Origin of the sequence: Pseudomonas syringae (genome assembly GCF_000737245.1) — a bacterium.
GTDB classification, from domain to species: domain Bacteria; phylum Pseudomonadota; class Gammaproteobacteria; order Pseudomonadales; family Pseudomonadaceae; genus Aquipseudomonas; species Aquipseudomonas syringae_J.
Window position 1 is genome coordinate 174,612 of sequence record NZ_JPQU01000100.1, and the last position, 19,494, is coordinate 194,105.

General features: G+C 58.3%; 21 protein-coding genes. 10 read left to right on the forward strand and 11 right to left on the reverse strand.

The window, feature by feature from the left end; all coding sequences use genetic code 11:
- Positions 1-70: 70 nt before the first annotated feature.
- Positions 71-1,546: an aminotransferase class V-fold PLP-dependent enzyme gene (locus IV01_RS00870; protein ID WP_080290427.1), complete on the reverse strand. Its 1,476-nt coding sequence runs from the start codon at positions 1,544-1,546 to the stop codon at positions 71-73.
- A gap of 97 nt (positions 1,547-1,643) precedes the next feature.
- Here IV01_RS00870 and IV01_RS00865 point away from each other — a divergent pair, with 97 nt between their 5' ends.
- Positions 1,644-2,126, forward strand: coding sequence for an Lrp/AsnC family transcriptional regulator (locus tag IV01_RS00865; RefSeq protein ID WP_032631804.1), 483 nt, complete (start codon positions 1,644-1,646; stop codon positions 2,124-2,126).
- A 57-nt stretch (positions 2,127-2,183) separates the two neighbouring features.
- On the opposite strand, the gene IV01_RS00860 is transcribed toward IV01_RS00865, so the two are convergent.
- The 3 genes from IV01_RS00860 to IV01_RS00850 all read right to left on the reverse strand — a co-directional run bounded on the left by IV01_RS00860 (position 2,184) and on the right by IV01_RS00850 (position 4,994).
- Positions 2,184-2,990: a sulfite exporter TauE/SafE family protein gene (locus IV01_RS00860; protein WP_032631806.1), complete on the reverse strand. Its 807-nt coding sequence runs from the start codon at positions 2,988-2,990 to the stop codon at positions 2,184-2,186.
- Between the two features lie 8 nt (positions 2,991-2,998).
- Complete coding sequence (locus tag IV01_RS00855) at positions 2,999-4,564, reverse strand: bifunctional protein tyrosine phosphatase family protein/NAD(P)/FAD-dependent oxidoreductase (RefSeq protein ID WP_080290428.1); 1,566 nt, start codon at positions 4,562-4,564, stop codon at positions 2,999-3,001.
- A gap of 100 nt (positions 4,565-4,664) precedes the next feature.
- Positions 4,665-4,994: an ArsR/SmtB family transcription factor gene (locus tag IV01_RS00850; RefSeq protein ID WP_032631808.1), complete on the reverse strand. Its 330-nt coding sequence runs from the start codon at positions 4,992-4,994 to the stop codon at positions 4,665-4,667.
- Positions 4,995-5,086: 92 nt separating this feature from the next.
- On the opposite strand from IV01_RS00850, the gene IV01_RS00845 reads away from it, so the two are divergent.
- A complete protein-coding gene (locus tag IV01_RS00845; protein ID WP_032631809.1) occupies positions 5,087-5,950 on the forward strand; it encodes an MBL fold metallo-hydrolase in 864 nt (287 codons plus the stop codon).
- Between the two features lie 48 nt (positions 5,951-5,998).
- Here the strand turns inward: IV01_RS00845 and dmeF are convergent, their stop codons facing one another.
- The 5 genes from dmeF to IV01_RS0125665 form a co-directional block, all read right to left on the reverse strand.
- The gene (gene dmeF, locus IV01_RS00840; protein WP_032631810.1) at positions 5,999-6,934 is read right to left on the reverse strand and encodes a CDF family Co(II)/Ni(II) efflux transporter DmeF; all 936 of its coding nucleotides are present in this window, start codon (positions 6,932-6,934) and stop codon (positions 5,999-6,001) included.
- Positions 6,935-6,950: 16 nt separating this feature from the next.
- On the reverse strand, positions 6,951-7,226 hold the full coding sequence (locus IV01_RS00835; protein ID WP_032631811.1) for a metal/formaldehyde-sensitive transcriptional repressor: 276 nt from the start codon (positions 7,224-7,226) through the stop codon (positions 6,951-6,953).
- A 137-nt stretch (positions 7,227-7,363) separates the two neighbouring features.
- A complete protein-coding gene (locus IV01_RS0125660) occupies positions 7,364-8,242 on the reverse strand; it encodes a LysR family transcriptional regulator (RefSeq protein ID WP_050508066.1) in 879 nt (292 codons plus the stop codon).
- Between the two features lie 18 nt (positions 8,243-8,260).
- Complete coding sequence (locus tag IV01_RS00830; protein WP_032631813.1) at positions 8,261-9,055, reverse strand: SDR family NAD(P)-dependent oxidoreductase; 795 nt, start codon at positions 9,053-9,055, stop codon at positions 8,261-8,263.
- Between the two features lie 2 nt (positions 9,056-9,057).
- A complete protein-coding gene (locus tag IV01_RS0125665) occupies positions 9,058-9,957 on the reverse strand; it encodes a LysR family transcriptional regulator (protein ID WP_032631814.1) in 900 nt (299 codons plus the stop codon).
- A 136-nt stretch (positions 9,958-10,093) separates the two neighbouring features.
- Here IV01_RS0125665 and IV01_RS00825 point away from each other — a divergent pair, with 136 nt between their 5' ends.
- From IV01_RS00825 to IV01_RS00790, 8 genes are all read left to right on the forward strand, one after another.
- Complete coding sequence (locus IV01_RS00825) at positions 10,094-11,209, forward strand: muconate/chloromuconate family cycloisomerase (protein ID WP_032631816.1); 1,116 nt, start codon at positions 10,094-10,096, stop codon at positions 11,207-11,209.
- A gap of 54 nt (positions 11,210-11,263) precedes the next feature.
- Positions 11,264-11,554 (forward strand): muconolactone Delta-isomerase, encoded by a 291-nt coding sequence (gene catC / locus IV01_RS00820; protein ID WP_032631817.1) that lies wholly within the window; start codon positions 11,264-11,266, stop codon positions 11,552-11,554.
- Between the two features lie 61 nt (positions 11,555-11,615).
- On the forward strand, positions 11,616-12,545 hold the full coding sequence (catA, locus tag IV01_RS00815) for a catechol 1,2-dioxygenase (RefSeq protein WP_032631819.1): 930 nt from the start codon (positions 11,616-11,618) through the stop codon (positions 12,543-12,545).
- Positions 12,546-12,629: 84 nt separating this feature from the next.
- Positions 12,630-13,418, forward strand: coding sequence for a 3-oxoadipate enol-lactonase (gene pcaD / locus IV01_RS00810; RefSeq protein ID WP_032631820.1), 789 nt, complete (start codon positions 12,630-12,632; stop codon positions 13,416-13,418).
- A 232-nt stretch (positions 13,419-13,650) separates the two neighbouring features.
- A complete protein-coding gene (locus IV01_RS00805) occupies positions 13,651-14,484 on the forward strand; it encodes an oxidoreductase (protein WP_032631821.1) in 834 nt (277 codons plus the stop codon).
- Between the two features lie 22 nt (positions 14,485-14,506).
- Positions 14,507-15,445 (forward strand): AraC family transcriptional regulator, encoded by a 939-nt coding sequence (locus tag IV01_RS00800; protein WP_032631824.1) that lies wholly within the window; start codon positions 14,507-14,509, stop codon positions 15,443-15,445.
- Positions 15,446-15,602: 157 nt separating this feature from the next.
- Positions 15,603-16,790 carry an MFS transporter gene (locus tag IV01_RS00795; protein ID WP_032631825.1) on the forward strand — a complete coding sequence of 396 codons (1,188 nt, stop codon included), beginning with the start codon at positions 15,603-15,605 and terminating at the stop codon, positions 16,788-16,790.
- Positions 16,791-17,349: 559 nt separating this feature from the next.
- Positions 17,350-18,024 carry a DUF3313 domain-containing protein gene (locus IV01_RS00790; RefSeq protein ID WP_032631826.1) on the forward strand — a complete coding sequence of 225 codons (675 nt, stop codon included), beginning with the start codon at positions 17,350-17,352 and terminating at the stop codon, positions 18,022-18,024.
- A 108-nt stretch (positions 18,025-18,132) separates the two neighbouring features.
- On the opposite strand, the gene IV01_RS00785 is transcribed toward IV01_RS00790, so the two are convergent.
- Both IV01_RS00785 and IV01_RS26905 read right to left on the reverse strand, forming a co-directional pair.
- Positions 18,133-19,062, reverse strand: a complete 930-nt coding sequence (locus tag IV01_RS00785; RefSeq protein ID WP_032631827.1) for a FecR family protein — start codon at positions 19,060-19,062, stop codon at positions 18,133-18,135.
- Positions 19,031-19,494: hypothetical protein (locus tag IV01_RS26905; protein WP_195758830.1), on the reverse strand; the 464-nt coding region annotated here is incomplete at its 5' end. The genes IV01_RS26905 and IV01_RS00785, both read right to left, overlap by 32 nt.

Below are 19,494 nucleotides of genomic sequence, written 5' to 3' on the forward strand. Positions count from 1 at the left end.
CACCTGCTGGCAAAGGTTTTATGGCGGGCTGGGCAAGATGTTCAACGCCGGAAAGTCGCAGGGGCAGATGTTAAGCAGCGACAGGCCGAGGAGAAAAAATCGCCCGGGCTGGGTCCACCGTGTAGTCAGCCTCGAACTCGGTCGCATCAGCGGCGATCTGCGCCACAGCATCCAGGATGAACTGCACCTTTTCGTCCGGTAGCAACACACTCAAGTTCAGCCGGATAAAACCGGGCTTCTGGAGTTCCTTGCCCGACAGAATGGCTTGCCTTATCGCTTCGGATTCCTGGGCGTCGATCTCCAGCAAACGGTGTACGTAAGGTCCGGCACAGGCGCAGCCGCCGCGAGCCTGAATGCCGAAACGGTCGCTTAGCATGCGGGTAATCAGTTGCTGGTGGACGTATCCACCTTTCCCGTCTCTTATCTGAAAGGAAAAGATCGGCAAACGGTCCGCGTCCACCAAACCGAGCAGATTCAGCTGCGGCACACCTTGCCAGGCACGGAACGCGCGTTGCGTCAGCTGGCGATTTCGCCCTGCCATTGCTTCTGCGCCAATGGCATCCTTGACCAGAAACGCCAATGCAGCACGGATATCGCCGATCACATTCGGTGTACCGGCTTCTTCGCGAGACTCCAGACTGCTGCTGTAATCGTGCGCCACGGGTGATACGAATCTTACGGTGCCGCCACCCGGCCAGGTCGGCGTCTCAGTGACTACCGCATCATGTCGGACCAGCAATATCCCGGATGCCCCTGGCCCGCCGATGAACTTGTGCGGGGATATGACGATGGCATCAATTTCGACGCCCTCAGCAGGCGACATGGCGATAGGTACGTAGGGGCCTGCGCCGGCATAGTCCCAGACCATCTTCGCCCCGGCGGCCTTGACCATGGCGGTGATGGTTGTCACGTCACTGGTGATTCCGGTGATGTTCGATGCGGCAGACAGCGTGCATATCGCCAGGTCAGGCGTTCCCTGCTGGAGCACTCTGGCCAGCTGTGCAAGGTCAGGACCGCCCTGAGAATCCTCGGCAATCTCGATGATTTCTGCACCGCTCTCGCGCCACGGCAGAATATTGGAGTGATGCTCGTAGGGACCGACGATGACCCGGGCATGCTTCCCCGCAGCAACGGTGTCGATGACCCCAAGCAAGTTGACCAGACGGTTGAGCCCTGAGGTCGCACCTGAGCCGGAAAATATCACCGCGTGTTGATCATCGCAGCCGCAGAGCCCGGCTATGACCGCGCGGGCTTCGCGGCGCATCCGTGTCATGGCGCCACCGCAGTAAGAAGCCTCGGTATGGCTATTGGCGTAAAAAGGCAGCACTTGCTCCAGCACGAAACGTTCGACCTGATGCAACGCTCTGCCCGACGCGACATAGTCCGCGTAGACCAGTTCCTTATCCCCATAGGGGCCGGAGATCTTCACGTTCGAACCCACCAAGCCGTCATACAGAGCGGTCTTTACGTCGCCGACACTTAAACCTTTGCGAAAACGGGAGAGTGGTGATTCGATTTCGACGATGGCGTGGTTATAGGTCTGCACAGTAGGGCTCCGGATAGGCGATGACGTCGATTGTATCCACCTTATAGCGGTGTAAACTTCACCTTTATTCTGCTGAATATCATCGGATTCGGGTCATATGAACGACAAAGGCTTAAAACTTGATGTGTTTGATATGCGCATCCTGAATGCCATGCAGAATGACGCAAGTCTTTCGCAGCGCGACTTGGCAGATAAGGTCGGAATGTCCCAGAACGCCTGCTGGCGCAGGCTGCAACGGCTGAACTCATTGGGGCTGATGATCGGCTCGCATAACGTCCTGGATCTCAAGGCACTGGGCCTGGACTTGACAGTTTTCGTGATGATCCGCACCAGTCGCCACTCCAAGGAATGGAGTGAAGAATTTCGCATGCATGTAGAACGCTTGCCGGAAGTCGTGGACTTCTATCGGATCGGCGGGGAATGGGACTATTTGATTAAAGTCGTAACCAAAGGCATGGCGGGTTACGACAACTTCTATCAGAAGCTGATCACCGACTTCGAACTCGCGACGGTGACGGGTTTCTTTTCCATGGAGGCGATCATCAATAATCGTCCCGTTGATTTGATGAGCCTGCGCTGAGCAGTCGCGCAAGCGCACAGATATCAGCAAACGCGATGCGAGCGCCCTGCAAATGCCTTATACAAGCACCCAGAACGCTTTGCCGATCATGAGCAAGCTGACTGCAATACAGAGCACGGAAAACAGCCGCTGCAAAAGCTGGCCAGAGAGTTTCGGCGCGCTGAGGCGACCCACCACCATTCCAGCCAGGGTGGCTGCGGTAAAACTCAGCGCCGCCCCGGACAGCTCAAAGCCTCTAACGAACAGATGACTCAAGGTTCCCAGTGAAACCAGGGCGACGACCATTAACGACGTCGCGACAATGCCATGCATCCGGATATCGCTGAATTTGCGAAATGCAGGCACGATCAGAAAACCACCCCCGACTCCGAGCAACCCGGTAAGCAGACCGGACGCAGCCCCAATCGAAGCCAGCGTGGCGCTGCAGCGAGCACTCCAATCCAGACGTCCGGTTGAAGGGTCGAGCATGCAGTTCTTTTGCAGGGCATCAGCCACATGGGCATTTTCAGAGGCAGGTCTGGATTGCAGATACATTCGAACCGCAACGACCAGCATCACTGCACCAAACATCAGCATCAGCACGCCACCCGGAATCAGACCGCCGAGGTAGAGCCCGAGCGGAGCCGTCAGCCAACCGGCAATGGCCATCACCCCGGCGGCCTTGTACCGCACCAATCCCTGCCGCAGACCGTGCAGCGCGCCAATCGAGGCAGCGCCACCCACCGCCAGCAAAGCGATAGGTGTGGCTTCAGTGACTGACCAGCCAAGGCCTAACGTGAGCGCAGGGATGGCCAGAATGCCTCCACCCGCCCCTGTGAGTCCCAAAACCAGGCCCACACAGGCCCCCAATATCAACGTCAACATGGCGCTACTCAGTTAGAGGAACAGTCGGTAAACCACTCGCGGCCTTTGAGCATGCCATTCCAGTAAAACCACGGAAGCAAGCGGGCCTTCAGCAACCAGGCTGTTCTGCGCGCAACGGTGGGTTCCAGAGGAAATGTGGGCAGAAGCTTCGCGCCGTAACCGAACTCCGCGAGTATCACCTTCCCGTATTCGACGGTCAGTGGACACGAGCCGTAGCCGTCATAACGACCGGGCAGCAATGCGCCTTTGCGCCGCGCCATCAGATTATCCGCGACCACCACGACCTGTTTACGCGCCGCCGCTGCAGTCTTGGCGTTAGTCGTCCCGCAGACATCGCCCGCTCCGAAGATGTCGGGGTAACGTCGATGCTGCAGCGTCGCAGGCTCGGCGTCGAACCAACCCGCCGTATCGGCCAGCTCACTGCGCCGAATGAAATCCGGGGCCTGCTGAGGAGGCACGACGTGCAACACATCGAAGCGCTTTTGCACGTGGCTGACATTTCCGCTGCTGTCGGTCACATCAAACCAGGCGGTTTTGTTCGCGCCGTCAACTTTGACAAGGTTGGACTGGAAGGCAAGTTTGGCGCCGTAGGACTCCACATATTTCATGAGGGGAGGCACAAAGGTTGCGACCCCGAACAGCACCGGTGCGGCCAGGTTGAACTCCACCGAAATGGAATCCAGCCGCCCCTCTTTGCGCCAGTGATCACAGGACAGGTACATCGCTTTTTGGGGAGCGCCTGCACATTTGATAGGCATCGGCGGCTGGGTGAAGAGCACTTGGCCGGAACTCAGGGAACGGATCAGCTCCCAGGTGTAAGCAGCCAGGTCATGTCGGTAATTCGATGTCACGCCGTGTTTGCCGAGGGTTTCTTCAAGGCCCTCGATTTTTTCCCAGGCCAATTGAAGGCCTGGGCACACCACCAACTGTTGGTAAGCCAGCTCGGTGCCATCGCTGAGCAGTACAACCTTTCGTTCTGGGGCAAATGCAGACACGGATGCCTTGATCCAAGAGGCGCCTTTAGGGATGACACTCGCCATAGGGCGAACGGTGTCGGCAATGTCATAAGCGCCAGCGCCGACCAGGGTCCATGCCGGTTGGTAGTAGTGTTCTGAACTCGGCTCAACGATGCCGATGCGTAAAGACGCATCGCGCTTGAGAAGGCTGGCACACACCGCAATACCCGCCGACCCACCGCCGACCACGACAACGTCATAGCGAGGGACCTCACGCGCCCCATGGGTGGCGGCCTCGTAGAGTTTCGAGGATCGATTGCCGGTGCGGCAGTAGGCGAGGATCGGCTTGGGCAGCTCATCCAGGCGCGCTTGCAATTCACCAGCCTGCTCTGACGTGGCACCAGAGGTTAGAACCGGCAGGTAGTGAAACGCTAAACCCAGCGCCTGTGCGGCCCGTTCCATTGAGCTATGGTCGGGTTGCTCCGGGCCACCCTCATGATCCGGACGGTTGCAGATCACCGTGCGGAAACCCAGTGCTTTCAACTCGGGCAAATCAGCAAGCTCGAGCTGACCCGCCACAGAGAAAGATTCGTCTATACGCTTTACCACTTGCTCCATTACAGACTCCAGGTAAAACAGGTACGTGATTGCCCTGACGTCGGTACCTGGCCAACCGTTTGAATGGATTGATCACCGATACCGACGGGGTCGCCAGGCTTTACTTCTTGAGGGCCTGCCCGCAGTACAGCCCCGACAGCGTCTGCATGACCGACACAACTTCAAAGCTTGCGAGGGAGTAGTAGATGAATTTGCCCATTCTCCGGGTATTGACCATGCCCTCGTCGCGCAGCACACCCAGCTGTTGCGACAGGGTTGGCTGGCGGATACCCGACAACGCCTCAAGCTCGCCGACATTGCGCTCGCCTTGCGTCAGTTGGCAGAGCAGCAACAAACGGTCTTCGTTCGCCAAGGCCTTGAGCAACGCGCACGCCTTGGATGCCGAATCTCGCAGGAGACCGATTTCCTCATTGGTTAATTGAGCAGACATTCAAGAGCCCCGAGATATGCTGATCGACAGTCTACGAGTAGATAGTATATGTTTCAATATATTGTAATGACGTAGATTGAGGAGATTCCCCCATGCCCGCCCAGATCCAAGGCTTCTATGACACCGCGACCTCTACGGTGAGCTATGTGATTTTCGAGGGCCCGGGCGGCGCTTGCGCCATTGTCGATCCTGTGCTGGATTACGACGCCAAGGCCGGACGCATCCAGACCGACAGCGCAGATCGCATCGCAGGATTTATCAATGACAATCAGTTGCAGGTGCAATGGCTCCTGGAGACCCACGCTCACGCCGATCATTTGTCAGCAAGTGCTTATCTGCGGGGCAAACTGGGCGGCAAGATTGGTATCGGGGCAGCCATCACCTCTGTGCAGCGCGTTTTTCGTGATATCTACAATCTTGAGCCGACCTTCAGGCTCGACGGCTCACAATTCGACAAACTGTTTGAAGCAGACGAGACCTTTCATATTGGCGCAATAGAGGTCCGTGCCTTGCACGTACCTGGCCATACACCGGCCGATGTGGCGTACCAGGTCGATGAAAAGCATGTGTTTGTCGGAGATACGCTGTTCATGCCTGACGTCGGGACAGCCCGATGCGACTTCCCTGGAGGCGACGCGCAGCAACTGTATCGTTCAATCAAACGTCTGCTGAGCTTGCCCGCCGATACACAGCTATACATGTGCCATGACTACCCGCCCGCCGGCAGAGAGGCCTCGTGGGTAACCACGGTTGCCGAGCAACGCAAGATGAACATTCACGTCAATGACGAAACCGACATGGCGTCATTTGTACGGATGCGCACCGCCCGAGATGCGGGCCTGGCGGTTCCGGCGCTTCTGCTCCCGGCCATTCAGGTCAACATCCGGGCTGGAAACCTGCCACCTGCGGATGAAAGCGGTATGTGCAGCTTGAAGATTCCACTCAACAGATTCTGACCCCCGACAGGCCCGAGCGACCTGGGCTGTCGCGGGCCTTTCAACCAATCAGCTTGAAGCGACGGTTCGAAACTCGACGGTCAGGTGGCTGACTTCGTGAACTGGTTTGAGAAGCTCGCGAATGCTGTCCGCGCTCGTTGTGGATTGGCCCAGCACACTGACGATAGCCGCATGAGCCTCGGGGCCCAGACGCCAGACATGCAAGTCTGTGACGGTCGCATCACCGGCCCGCTCAACCAGTTCACGGATCTCCTCGGCGACATGCTCATCGGTTTGATCCAGAAGGACGACAGCGGTCGCCCCCATCAACAGCCATGCCCAGCGCGCAATGACAATTGCCCCGACAATCCCCATCACCGGGTCGAGCCAGACCCAACCCAAATACCGCCCGGCCAGCAGCGCGGCAATGGCCAGCACGGATGTCAGGGCATCAGCCAGCACGTGAACGTAGGCCGACCTGAGGTTGTTGTCGTGGCCATGGCGATGCTCGTGGCCGTGTTGATGCTCATGCTCATGTGAATGCCCATGGTTGTGGCCGTGACCGAGCAACAGTGCGCTGACGATGTTGACCAACAAGCCGACCACGGCGATGAGCGTAGCGGTGCCGAACTCAACCTGGGTTGGCTGGAACAGCCGAATAACTGACTCTACAGCGATTCCCAGGGAGACCAGCCCCAGTATCAAGGCCGAGGCGAAGCCGCCCAGATCACCGACCTTGCCGGTGCCAAAGCTGAAACGCTGGCTCTTGGCGTTGCGCTTTGCATAAGCGTAAGCCGCCGAAGCGATGCCAAGTGCTCCCGCGTGGGTCGCCATGTGAAATCCATCGGCGAGCAGCGCCATGGAGCCCGTCATGTAGCCGGCGGCTATTTCACCCGCCATCATGACAACGGTGAGCATTACCACCCAGAGCGTGCGTCTGGCATTTTCATCATGAGCCGAGCCAAGGTAGACGTGCTCATGGGTGTAGCGATGGCTGCTGTTCATAATCCCGCCTGCGGCATCACTTGGAATAGCGTCGGATCGCCTCCAGAAGCTCTTCGACCCCCTTGCTACGTTCCTCATCACTGAGGCTTGGGTCGGCAACGTGCTCTCTGGCGTGGTCCTCGATGATTTCATCCATCAAGCCATTGATCGCACCGCGAGTCGCCGCGACCAGGTGCAGTGTCTTGGCGCAATCGTCATCAGCCTCCAAAGCCCGCTGCACGGCCTGGATCTGCCCGGCAATACGCTTCACACGTTTGAGTAGACCGTCTTTATTCGCCGCCACATGGCTCATACCATACCCCCCTACCCTATACCGATTGGCGGATACGATAGCACGGGATGTCACTCAAAATTAAATGTATGGAAGATTTCAGCGGTGTGCGTGAGCTTAAGTGAATGTAAGGCCATCCCTTCGAGCGGCAGAGAGTCCTAAGCGTCACGACGCTCATCAGTGGCTGCAGCGCATTCCCTCAAGACCTCAATGAATGCCTGTAAGCCTGAAGGGATATGGCGATGCCCCGGATAATACAAAAACAATCCGGGAATACGCGGGCACCAATCTTCCAGAACCGTCACCAGCCGAGCATCTGCAAGGGATCCCGAGACCACGCGCTCCGGCACATAAGCGATGCCGAGTCCGGAAATGGCGGCGTCGGCCATGATTTCCGGGTTGTCGAGGGTCAGTTGGCCTTTCGGATCGATGACGCATTCCTGCCCATGTTTTTCAAACTCCCATCGATAGGGTTTACCACTGGGCATGCGGATGCCGATGCACTGATGGCGAAGCAGGTCATCTGGCGTCAGTGGGCGGGGATGCCTGGTGAGGTAGTCAGGTGAAGCGACAGTGATAAAACGCATGTCCGACCCTATGGCCACGGCAATCATGTCTTGAGGTACTGACTCACCCAGACGAATGCCAGCGTCGAAGCCATTGGCAACGATATCAACCAGGCGGCCATCGGTGACCAGATCAATCGCCATCTGCGGGAAACGTCCGAGAAATTTCGGCAGCGCCGATTCCATCAAAACCCGGGCCGCCTGCTCACTGGCATTGATGCGCAATGTGCCGCTTGGGAGATCCCGATACTCGTTCACTTCATCTACCGCCAGCGCAAACTCACGCAGTACCGGTGTCAACCGACTCAGCAGGCGCTCACCCGCCGCCGTCGGAGAGACGCTGCGGGTTGTGCGATTGAGCAACCTGACCCCGAGCCTTGCCTCCAGCGTTCTTATCAAATGGCTGAGGGTGGACGCCGACAAACCCAACTCATCCGCCGCTTTACGAAAGCTTCGGTGAGCAACGATGATCGAGGGTGCCGAGTTTCCTCAAACGATGTCATCTACCACACCGCCATCAACCCTGAGCGCGGCGCCCGTGGTGGCCGACGCTTGAGGCGAGCACACGTAGACGATCATGTTGGCGACTTCTTCGACGGTTGCAGCACGCTGAATGATCGAGCTGGGACGATGCTCGGCAACGAACGCTTTGGCGGCTTCTTCAAGGGAATTGCCAGTGCGCACGACTTCGCTTTGCAACATGACGGCAACGCCGTCGGACAAGGTCGGGCCCGGCAGCACGCTATTGACGGTCACGCCGCTACCCGCGACGCGCTTGGCCAGGCCGCGGGCCAATGCCAGCTGGGCGGTTTTGGAGACGCCATAGTGGATCATGTCCGCCGGGATGTTACGTGCCGACTCAGAGGACACGAATACCACCCTGCCCCAATTCCTGGCAACCATGGCTGGCAACAGCGCGCGGCTCAGGCGTACACCTGACATGACATTGGTCTGCCAATAGTTGTCCCAAACCTCGTCTTCAGTCTCAAAAAAGTCCTGCGGGCCATAAATCCCGGCATTGTTCACCAGCACATCAATAGGCCCGGCACCCTGCAGCAGTGTTTCAACGCCCTCTGCACTGCTGAGATCTGCGGCAACGCCGGTAATGGTAGCGCCGGGCACAGCGCTCGACAGTCTGGCAACGGCGTCCTTTACAGAAGCTTCACTGCGACCATTGATCACCACCTCTGCGCCAGCCTCGGCGAGCCCTTTGGCAATCGCGAAACCTATCCCACCGGTCGAAGCGGTGACCAGAGCACGCTTGGTATTTAGCTGAATGTTCATCTTCACTCCTGCATGATTGGGTTCGGGTCATTCAACCCTAGCTCACTGATCCATTGCAGGCATTGAACGAGCAAGGCTGATTTGTCCCCTGCCCGGTAGCTGACAATGATGGGCGAGGTCGCCGAAGGGTCCAGCAGTGGTGCGTAGCCGATATCGTCCCGGTGCAACCGTTGTACCGACGCGGGCACCAGCGTGATACCAATGCCTGCGGCCACCAAACCAATGGCGGTCTGCAGTTCGTTGGTCATTTGCGCCACATGAATTTTCAGGTCGTGACGCCCAAACAGCTTCAGCACATGGTCGGCGTAGCTGGGGCGGACATTGCCTGGGTAAAGCACAAAAGGCTCTTGAGCCAGTTGCGCCAGACTGACCGGCGCGCCCAGCAAGTGATGCCCCGCCGGAAGGGCCGCCACCAGAGGGTCTTGCCGAACGACTTTCTGCACCACCGCCGCATCGTCAATGTGGATACGTCCGAAGCCGATGTCGATACGACCGGCTTTCAGGGCTTCAACCTGCTGCAAGGTGACCATTTCCAGCAGCCCCAGCTCAATGCCGCCATCGCTGCGCAAACGTCTGATCAGTTCCGGCAACGCGCCGTACAGCGTCGAAGGGGCAAAACCGATACCCAGCCAGCGCCGCTGCCCGTTTTCAATACGCCGGGTATCCTCACAAACACGCCCCAACTGCTCGAGTAATTGCACCGAATGCTCGTAGAAAAATCGTCCAGCCTCGGTCAGTCGCAAAGGACGGCTGCGCTCGAGCAATGATACGCCCAACTCCTCTTCCAACTGCTGGATCTGCCGACTCAAAGGGGGTTGAGCCAAATGCAGCTGCTCAGCAGCGCGGGTGAAATTGAGGGTTTCCGCAACCACGCGGAAATAACGCAAATGACGCAACTCCACGATACCTCCAAGGTATCAAACCAGACCCATTCAATATTGGACCCCACGCTTACGGGGATGCAACCTTTGCGTCAGACAAATAAAAAACCCCAGGGATATGGACTTGCTCCATGCAACCCTCGATCAGGATCTTCCAATGATCAGTATCACCAGCCTCGAAACCTTCATTGTTGATTTGCCCACTATCCGCCCGCACAAGCTGGCCATGCACACCATGCAGAACCAGACCCTTGTGATCCTGCGATTGCAATGCAGCGATGGCATTGAAGGCCTTGGCGAAGCCACTACCATCGGTGGCCTTTCTTATGGCAATGAGAGCCCGGAAAGCATCAAGACCAATATCGACACGTATTTCTCGCCCATGCTCATTGGCCAGGACGCGAGCAATATCAATGCGGCCATGTTGCGCCTCGAGAAAGTGATACGTGGCAATACCTTCGCCAAATCCGCTGTCGAGACCGCACTGCTGGATGCTCAAGGCAAACGCCTCGGGCTGCCCATTGCCGAGTTGCTGGGTGGCCGGGTGCGCGATGGCCTTGAGGTCGCCTGGACCCTGGCCAGCGGAAATACTGAAAAAGACATCGAAGAAGCCGAGCGCATGCTCGATATCCGTCGCCATCGGATTTTCAAACTGAAGATTGGCGCGGGTGAACCGGCCAAAGATATCGCCCACGTCGCAGCGATCAAACGCGCTCTCGGCGACCGCGCCAGCGTGCGGGTCGATCTAAACCAGGCCTGGAGCGAAGCCACCGCGATGCGCGGCTGCCAAATGCTCGGCGATGCGGGTGTCGACCTGATCGAACAGCCCATTCCTCGTTATGATCGGGAGGCTCAAGCCCGGGTCAGCGCCCGCAGCCCGGTACCCATCATGGCCGACGAAGCCATTGAAAGCGTCGAAGACAGTTTTGCCCTGGCCCGGTCAGGAGCCGCGCCTGTCTTCGCGCTGAAGATCGCCAAGAACGGCGGGCCACGTGCTGTGCTGCGTACTGCAGCCATCGCCGAAGCCGCCGGTATTGCTCTGTACGGCGGCACTATGCTCGAGGGCGGAATAGGGACTTTGGCTTCGGCTCACGCCTTTGCGACACTGGGCCGCATCGAATGGCATACCGAGCTGTTCGGCCCACTGCTGCTGACCGACGACATTCTGGCCGAGCCTCTGACCTATCGAGACTTTCAGCTCGTGATTCCGAACGGCCCCGGGCTCGGGATCGAACTTGATAACCAACGCCTCAAGCATTTCCAGCGCCGTTAACGGCACAGGTCACCAGAGTGCCCACGCACCACGTACATCAGGGAGATTCGATCCATGTTGTTTCATGTTCGCATGACCGTAAAACTGCCCCACGACATGCCCGCCGATCAGGCGGCCCGCTTGAAAGCCGACGAAAAGGAACTGGCTCAGCGCTTGCAACGCGAAGGCACCTGGCGCCACCTGTGGCGTATCGCGGGTCTGTACGCCAATGTCAGTGTGTTCGATGTGGCCGACGCCCAGACTTTGCACGACACGCTGATGCAACTGCCGCTTTACCCGTACATGGAGATCGAAGTCATGGCGCTGTGTCGTCATCCCTCTTCGGTGCATGACGACGATCGCTAATCCGTAGCCAGCACGACCTGATGCTGAGCAACTTTTATAAAAACAAGATGAGGACACAGCCATGACGGTACGCATATCTCAGACCCCCGAAGTACAGAAGTTCTTTGAACAGGCCAGCGGCTTTGACAACGAGCAAGGCAGCCAACGGATGAAGACGGTGGTTCATCGCGTTCTTACCGACTCGATCAAGATCATCGAAGACCTGCAGATCAGCCCCGAGGAATTCTGGAGAGCCGTCAATTACTTCAACGAATTGGGCAGTCGTCAGGAAGCCGGTCTGTTGGTCGCCGGTCTGGGTCTGGAACATTATCTGGATCTGCTTATGGATGCTGAGGATGAAGCCGCTGGTCTGGCGGGCGGCACGCCACGGACCATCGAAGGCCCGTTATATGTGGCCGGTGCGCCATTAAGCAAATATGAAGCGCGTCTGGACGACGGCCTGGACGATGGCACCACCCTGTTCATGCAGGGCCAGATTCTTGATACCGACGGCCAACCGCTAGCGGGCGCTATTGTCGATGTCTGGCACGCCAACACAGGCGGCACCTACTCCTACTTCGACGCGTCGCAGTCAGAATTCAACCTGCGTCGCCGCATCGAGACCGACGCCGAGGGCCGCTATCGTTTTCGTAGCATCGTCCCATCAGGCTATGGCTGCCCGCCCGATGGCCCGACTCAGCAGTTGCTGGACCAGTTGGGTCGTCACGGCCAGCGGCCCGCCCATATTCACTTCTTCATTTCAGCCCCGGGCCATCGGCATCTGACCACTCAAATCAACCTGGCGGGAGACAAATACCTGCACGATGATTTCGCCTATGCCACCCGTGATGAACTGATCGCCGAGATCAACTTTTTCGACGATGAAGCTAAAGCCGAAGCCCATGGCATCAGCGGGCGCTTTGCCGAGATCGAATTCGATTTCACCTTGCTGAGCACAGCAGAACCCAAGGCCGAACATCGTCAGGAGCGAGTTCGCGCGCTGGAAGATTGACCGCCGCCCTCTCCTTAATCCATTCACTGCACCCAGGGCCATGGTTGATTGAGTCTGATCATCGATGGCCTTGAAGGAATCGCCATGCCCACCCTCTCTTTGCCTGACGGCGACCTCTACTATCAGCTCGATGGCCCTGCAACAGCTCCGGTTTTACTGCTGTCAAACTCACTCGGTACCCATCTGGGCATGTGGGATGAACAGGTCCCGACGCTGAATGAGCATTTCCAGGTATTGCGCTATGACACTCGAGGCCATGGGCATTCGTTGGTCAGCGCAGGGCCCTATTCCATTGCGCAGAACGGGCGTGATGTCCTTGCACTGCTGGACGGATTGAATATTCAACGTGTCAGTTTCTGTGGCCTGTCCATGGGCGGTCTGATTGGCCAGTGGTTGATGCTCAACGCACCACAACGGTTGGATCGTGTCGTCCTGTGCAATACCGCAGCCAGAATCGCCAGTCCTGAGATCTGGAATCCGCGTATCGAAATGGTTCTTCGTGACGGCACAGCTGCGATGCAAGCCCTGCGCGACGCCACTGTTTCACGCTGGTTCACCCCACAATTCGCGGCCAAGCAGCCCGACACGGTCAATCGCCTGGTCCAGATGCTCGCCACCACATCGCCCGCAGGTTACGCCGCCAACTGCTCAGCCGTGCGTGACGCCGACTTCCGTGAGCAGATTGCGTTGGCCGATTTACCTGCCTTGATCGTCTGTGGCACGCAGGACCCGGTAACTTCAGTTGCAGACGGGCAGTTTCTGGCGGACGCCATTAGAGGCGCGGAGCTGGTCGAGTTGCCGGCGGCGCACCTTTCGAATGTGGAGGCCGGCGATCTCTTCACCGCTCATGTCTTGGGCTTTCTTCTGAAGTAAGGGCTCGCGTTTGGCGCGATCAGTCAGTACTTGTCCCTTGGCAAGCCAGAGCGTCCAAGGCACGGCTTGCGGATTTTCTGCAGGCATCTCATTCCTCTTGTTTCGTGCGATCGTCGCCTAGCCGAGAACCCCGGACGCTGATAGGAATAGGCAATGCTCAAAGACTAACCGGCATAGGTAGCCTCATCAGCGATAGTTAACATGGGCTCCTACCTACTTGTCGGAGGTTGCCATGACCAGCGGAAAAACCCTTTTTATCACCGGCGTCAGCAGCGGTTTTGGTAATGCCTTGGCACAAGAAGCCCTGGCGGCCGGCCATCGCGTCATCGGGACTGTGCGCAGTGAAGAGGCATTACGGGCTTTTGAAAGCCTATCGGCAGACAATGCCCACGGGGTCATTCTGGATGTCACGGATTTTGCCCGGATCGACAGCGTCATCCAGGACGTAGAGGCGACTCACGGTCCGGTGGATGTACTGGTGAATAACGCAGGCTATGGTCATGAGGGTATCCTCGAAGAGTCGCCACTGGACGAAATGCGTCGCCAGTTCGACGTCAATGTGTTCGGTGCCGTGGCGATGATCAAGGCGTTCCTGCCTTATTTTCGCGAGCGTCGAGGTGGCCACATCCTGAACATTACGTCCATGGGCGGCACTGTCACCATGCCGGGTATTGCCTACTACTGTGGCAGCAAGTTTGCGCTGGAAGGTATCTCCGATACCCTTTCCAAAGAATTGCAGCCTTTCAATATCTTCGTCACCGCTGTTGCTCCCGGCTCATTTCGTACTGACTGGGCAGGCCGGTCCATGCAACGTACGCAGCGAAGCATTGCCGATTACGACGCCAGCTTCGACCCGATCCGCAGAGCGCGTGAAGAAAGGAGTGGCAAACAGCCTGGCGATCCGCGCAAGGCAGCGCTGGCGATGTTACAGGTTATTGCCAGCTCAACGCCGCCCGCACATGTATTACTGGGCAGTGACGCACTGGGCCGGGTTCGTGACAAGTTTGCCAGTGCGGCGCGTGAAATCGATCAATGGGAAGCGCTGACTCGGTCAACCGATGGCTGAACGGCAAGCACAGGGGACGTTGATGACTCAGGCTAATGCAAGTATCCAGCGCATGGTGAAACTGATGGAGCAGCTTGCGCCGGTTGAGGGCTACAACCTCAGTGCACTGGAAGACATCAGGTTTCTGCGTTCCAACCGCCCACTGACCCGCACACCGGTTCTGTACGACCCCGGAATCGTGATCCTGTGCCAAGGACGCAAGCGCGGCTATCTGGGCGACGACGTCTATGTCTACGACGCCCGGCACTACCTTGTCGTCTCGGTGCCCGTGCCCTTCACTATGGAGACCGATGCCAGCGAGTCAGAGCCCATGCTAGCGGTCTACATGCGTCTGAATTTCCAGCTTGCCAGTGAGCTGGTCCTGCAGGTCGATGAGACGCTGGGACCCAATGATGCCCAGCCCAAAGGCATGTACGCCTCGCCCATGGACGAGTTGCTGCACTGCTCGACATTGCGCTTCCTTGAAGCCATGAGCAACTCTGCAGAGGCGCAGATACTGGGTCCGTCACTGATCCGGGAAATCTATTACCGCATTCTCACCGGCGAACAAGGTGGCTCACTGCGAGCAGCACTCAATCGCCAAGGGCATTTTGGCAAGATCTCCAGGGCGATCCGAAAAATCCATGGCTGCTACGCTGAGCACCTGGATGTCGAGACTCTGGCTAATGAAGCCAGCATGAGTGTGCCCAGTTTCCACGTGCATTTTCGCAGCGTCACGGACTCATCTCCCATGCAATACCTGAAGTCCACGCGCTTGCACCAGGCGCGACTGTTGATGCTGCGCAACGCGATGAGCGCTTCCAGTGCTGCGTTCAATGTGGGCTATGAAAGCGCTTCGCAATTCAGCCGCGAGTTCAAACGCTTCTTCGGTCGTACGCCCCAGGCCGAAATCGAATGGATGAAAGCGACCTATGCGCTGCCAGCACCGGCCACGCCTTCCCTCTACGTGTCGTCGCATTAGCCAGTGCTTGCAAGTTGGAACCGACAACACGTCAACCCCCGGCCGAAGAGCCTTTTTTTCGGAACTCTCACGCCCGCTGCTGTTCTAGACGCCTTCGCCTTTGCTGGTTAGCATCGGCGGCTTCTTTTTTGACCCCTCTTAGAGAACAGTGCGTCGCATGTCTATCCAGCAACCCCCCGGCCTTATATTGCCCGCGCGCTCTGCCGCCAAGATGCTAGCGGCCATGGCCGTAGGCAGTTTCGCCATCGGCACCGGCGAGTTCGCCATCATGGGGCTAATGCCCGACATCGCCAATAACCTTCATCTGACTGAGCCTCAGGTGGGTCACGCCATCAGTGCCTATGCGCTGGGCGTGATGGTCGGCGCGCCCTTGCTGACCATCCTGGGCGCCAAACTGCTGCGCAAGCACATGCTGTTGCTGCTGATGGTGCTGTACGCCCTGGGCAATCTGGCCACGGCGTTTACCCCGACCTTTGGCAGCCTGGTGGCCTTTCGATTTATCAGCGGCTTGCCGCACGGAGCTTACTTCGGCATCGCAGCGGTCGTGGCCTCAAGCATGGTCCCGGCCCACAAACGAGCAGGTGCAGTGGCGCGAGTCATGATGGGCCTGACCCTCGCCATGCTGCTGGGCAACCCCATTGCCACCTTCCTCGGTCAGTTTTTCGGCTGGCGCTCAGCGTTCGCCCTGGTGGGCTTGATTGCCCTGTGCACTATCGCGCTGGTATGGCGCTTTGTACCCGACCGTCATGACGAACCCCGCAGCGACCCGCGCAAAGAGTTGAGTGCTTTCACCAAACCCCAGGTGTGGATGGCGCTGGCGATTGGCGCCATCGGTTTTGCTGGCATGTTCTGCGTCTTCAGCTACCTGGCGCCGACCATGCTTGAGGTGACGAAAGTCGCGCCACAATGGATCCCGTTCGGTCTGGCGGCGTTTGGTGTGGGCGGCATCATCGGCAACATCGTGGGCGGCAAGCTGTTTGACCGCATGCAGTTCCGCGCGGTGGGTCTGTTGCTGGTGTGGTCCATGGCGGTGTTGCTGTTCTTCCCTTTCGCCGCTGGCTCGCTATGGAGCGTACTGCTGGGCATCGGCCTGGTCGGCACCATGGTGTCCCTGGCCGCGCCGCTGCAAATCCGCCTGATGGACATTGCCCATGAAGCACCCAGCCTGGCGGCGGCCTCAAACCATGCAGCGTTCAACCTGGCCAATGCATTGGGCCCCCTGTTTGGCGGGATCGCCATCACTGCCGGCCTGGGCTGGACCAGCACCGGCTACATCGGCGCGGCCACGGCTCTGGCAGGACTCGGTATTTATCTGGTGGCCCGTCGGATGAAAAATGGGGATTGAGGCACCTGTAGGAGTGTGCCAATCGTCGGACCGCCAAACGTGGATCCCTGTCGGAGCCGAGCTTGCTCGCGATAAGAACACCTCGGTGAGCCAGACAGTGCACGGCGCCTTGATCGCGGGCAAGCCTCGCTCCAACAGACAATCACTGAACCTGTGGGAGCCGGGCTTGCCGTGATGAACATTAACGCGGTGGCCCAGACAGAACTAGGTCTCTGTAGGAGCGAGCTTGCTCGCGATGGCGTCAGGTCAAGACGAAGGTTGATCGACTGACACAACGCCGTTCGCAGCCTTCGGCAGCTCCTACCGGTCCAGCGGCGACCAGCCATTGAGTCAGTTCTAACTGACTATCCGATTTATCCCGCCCCCACTGGCGCTAGCAGGTTTAACTGCTAGCGTTGCTTGAGCACTTACCGATACAGAGCACCTTTACAACCTGACGTTAATCGCTCAGGCGGTGCTGTGTGACTGGCAATCGAATCTGTGTCACGCAGCGTGCTGTCATGGGAGTCGTAATCAGCGATGCGTTCGGGGGACTCATCCCACCAACGAGAAGCAGACAATGAAAACGCCGTTACGCAATACGCTATTGTGCGTTGCCATCCTGGGCCTGGCCGCTTGCGCCAGTTCCCAGGTAGATCCCAGTCAGTATTCGGGTTTCCTCAAGGATTACAGCCTCCTCAAGCCCGCCGAAAGCCCCAGCGGTGCACCGGTGATGCGCTGGATCGACCCGGACCTGAAACCCGACAAATACACCCAGGTGTACATCGAGCCCAGTCAGTTCTACCCCAAGCCGCAACCGACGCAGGTGATTTCGGCGCAGACACTGCAATCGATCACCCGCTACTTCGACAGCGCGCTCAAGCGTGAACTGGGCAAAAACATGACCCTGGCTCAGGGACCCGGTCCGAACACCCTCATCATGCGCCCGGCGATCACCGCTGTATCCACCAGCACCGAAGGCCTCAAGCCCTATGAAGTGATTCCCATCGCCTTGGTGGCCGCAGCCGTAAACACCGCTGCGGGCGGGCGCGACCAGAGCGTGGAAATCGCTACCGAAGCGGCATTCCTGGATGCCGAAACCAACAAGGTCCTTGCCCAAGTAGTACGTAAGGGCAGCGGCACTGCGCTGGAGAACGAAAAGACTCAACTGACTCTGGACGACGTCAAACCGGTCCTCGATGACTGGGCCAACGACCTGCGCCTGAGCTACGAGAGGCTCAAGAGCAAAAAATAGCTACCAGTCTGTAGATATCTGTCACAGGGTGGCGCCAGCGATTGCAGCCTCACGCGGTCCGGCACCACCCTGCGCGCTCATCCTACCCAACCAACATTCACTGGAGAATCAGCGCACTTCACAATTCACAGCGTTGCTTGATCCATTTGGGGCGGGCGTACTTGGCGTTGCGGGGGAGAACGAAACAGGTAGCGTAAACGGAAGTCCCGGGGATGCCGGCACGATAACCGGAGGCTGCGTGAAGCTGGGGGTGAAGCCAAACTGCCCGGCCGCAAAATTAAGGGACCCAGCGCCATTGGAAACGTTGATCAAACCATCCATGACTTGAACGTATAACCCGGGCGGCATGATCTGACCAGGATGCGCGTTATACGCCGCGACACTCGACTGACCGCCTGCAACCTTCGAGTCCAGCCAGGCCACCGCGCGGGCCAATCGGTAGGAATAACGGGCGGCAACGACGGATGCAAACGCTCCATAGGACGTATCGCTCTGATGGGCTGAGGCTTCGAATTCAGCTCCCGTCACCGCCAGATAGCGGGAAAGACGTTCAATTCCGGCAACCGGTTTGGGCTCCGGACGATACTGCACCACCACACTGGCCGACTTCAGGGCGATGCTCGCAGCCGGAGTCACAAGCGTCACGCGATCAAGACTGCGCAGCCCAAGTTTGCCGACGTTCGAGCGTATGCCGCCCTGCTTCAGGGTCAACATCAGTTGGTCCTGCGCGGGCATCGATGCGTCGTAAACATAGGTATTGAGCGTCACCACGGTATCAGGCTGCAACGTGAGCTGACTGTCATCGCTGAAGCGGATCTGCGCATAACCCTTGCCCTGGGTCGAAACCGTATCCCCCGCCTCGATCGTCGACTGGGCACTCAGAATCCGCATGCTGCCATCGGCTTTATTGACGAACAGCGGTCCACTCAAGTGAGTGACGATCCCGGCCCCCGGCGCAGCCTGGACCCATCCTGCCGAACCCAAAAGCGCAGCCAGCACAAGCGATTTAATTGCAGTACGTTTTTTTCGTGGAATCATTTTTTGTACCCGTGGCGCTGGATGCAAGAGGACTGGATGAAGCGACATCTTTATTGTCGGGTTCACTGGATTTGTCACTGATAAGTGGCGTTTCCTTGAACGTCTGACCCAGCGGAATGTTGGTGTTGCGAACCAATTGCTCAGTCGCCTGCTTTGCGGACTCGGAGGTGGTCGTCGCCTGACAGAGCGCAGAAGTTGACGACACAGAACAGGTTTCCCTGGCGGCAGCAGCATCGGCAGCCGCTTTGGCAGCAGCATCGGCAGCAGCATCGGCAGCCGCTTTGGCAGCAGCATCGGCAGCCGCCTTGGCCGCAGCATCGGCAGCCGCCTTGGCCGCAGCATCGGCAGCCGCCTTGGCCGCAGCATCGGCAGCCGCCTTGGCCGCAGCATCGGCAGCCGCCTTGGCCGCAGCATCAGCAGCCGCGTTGGCCT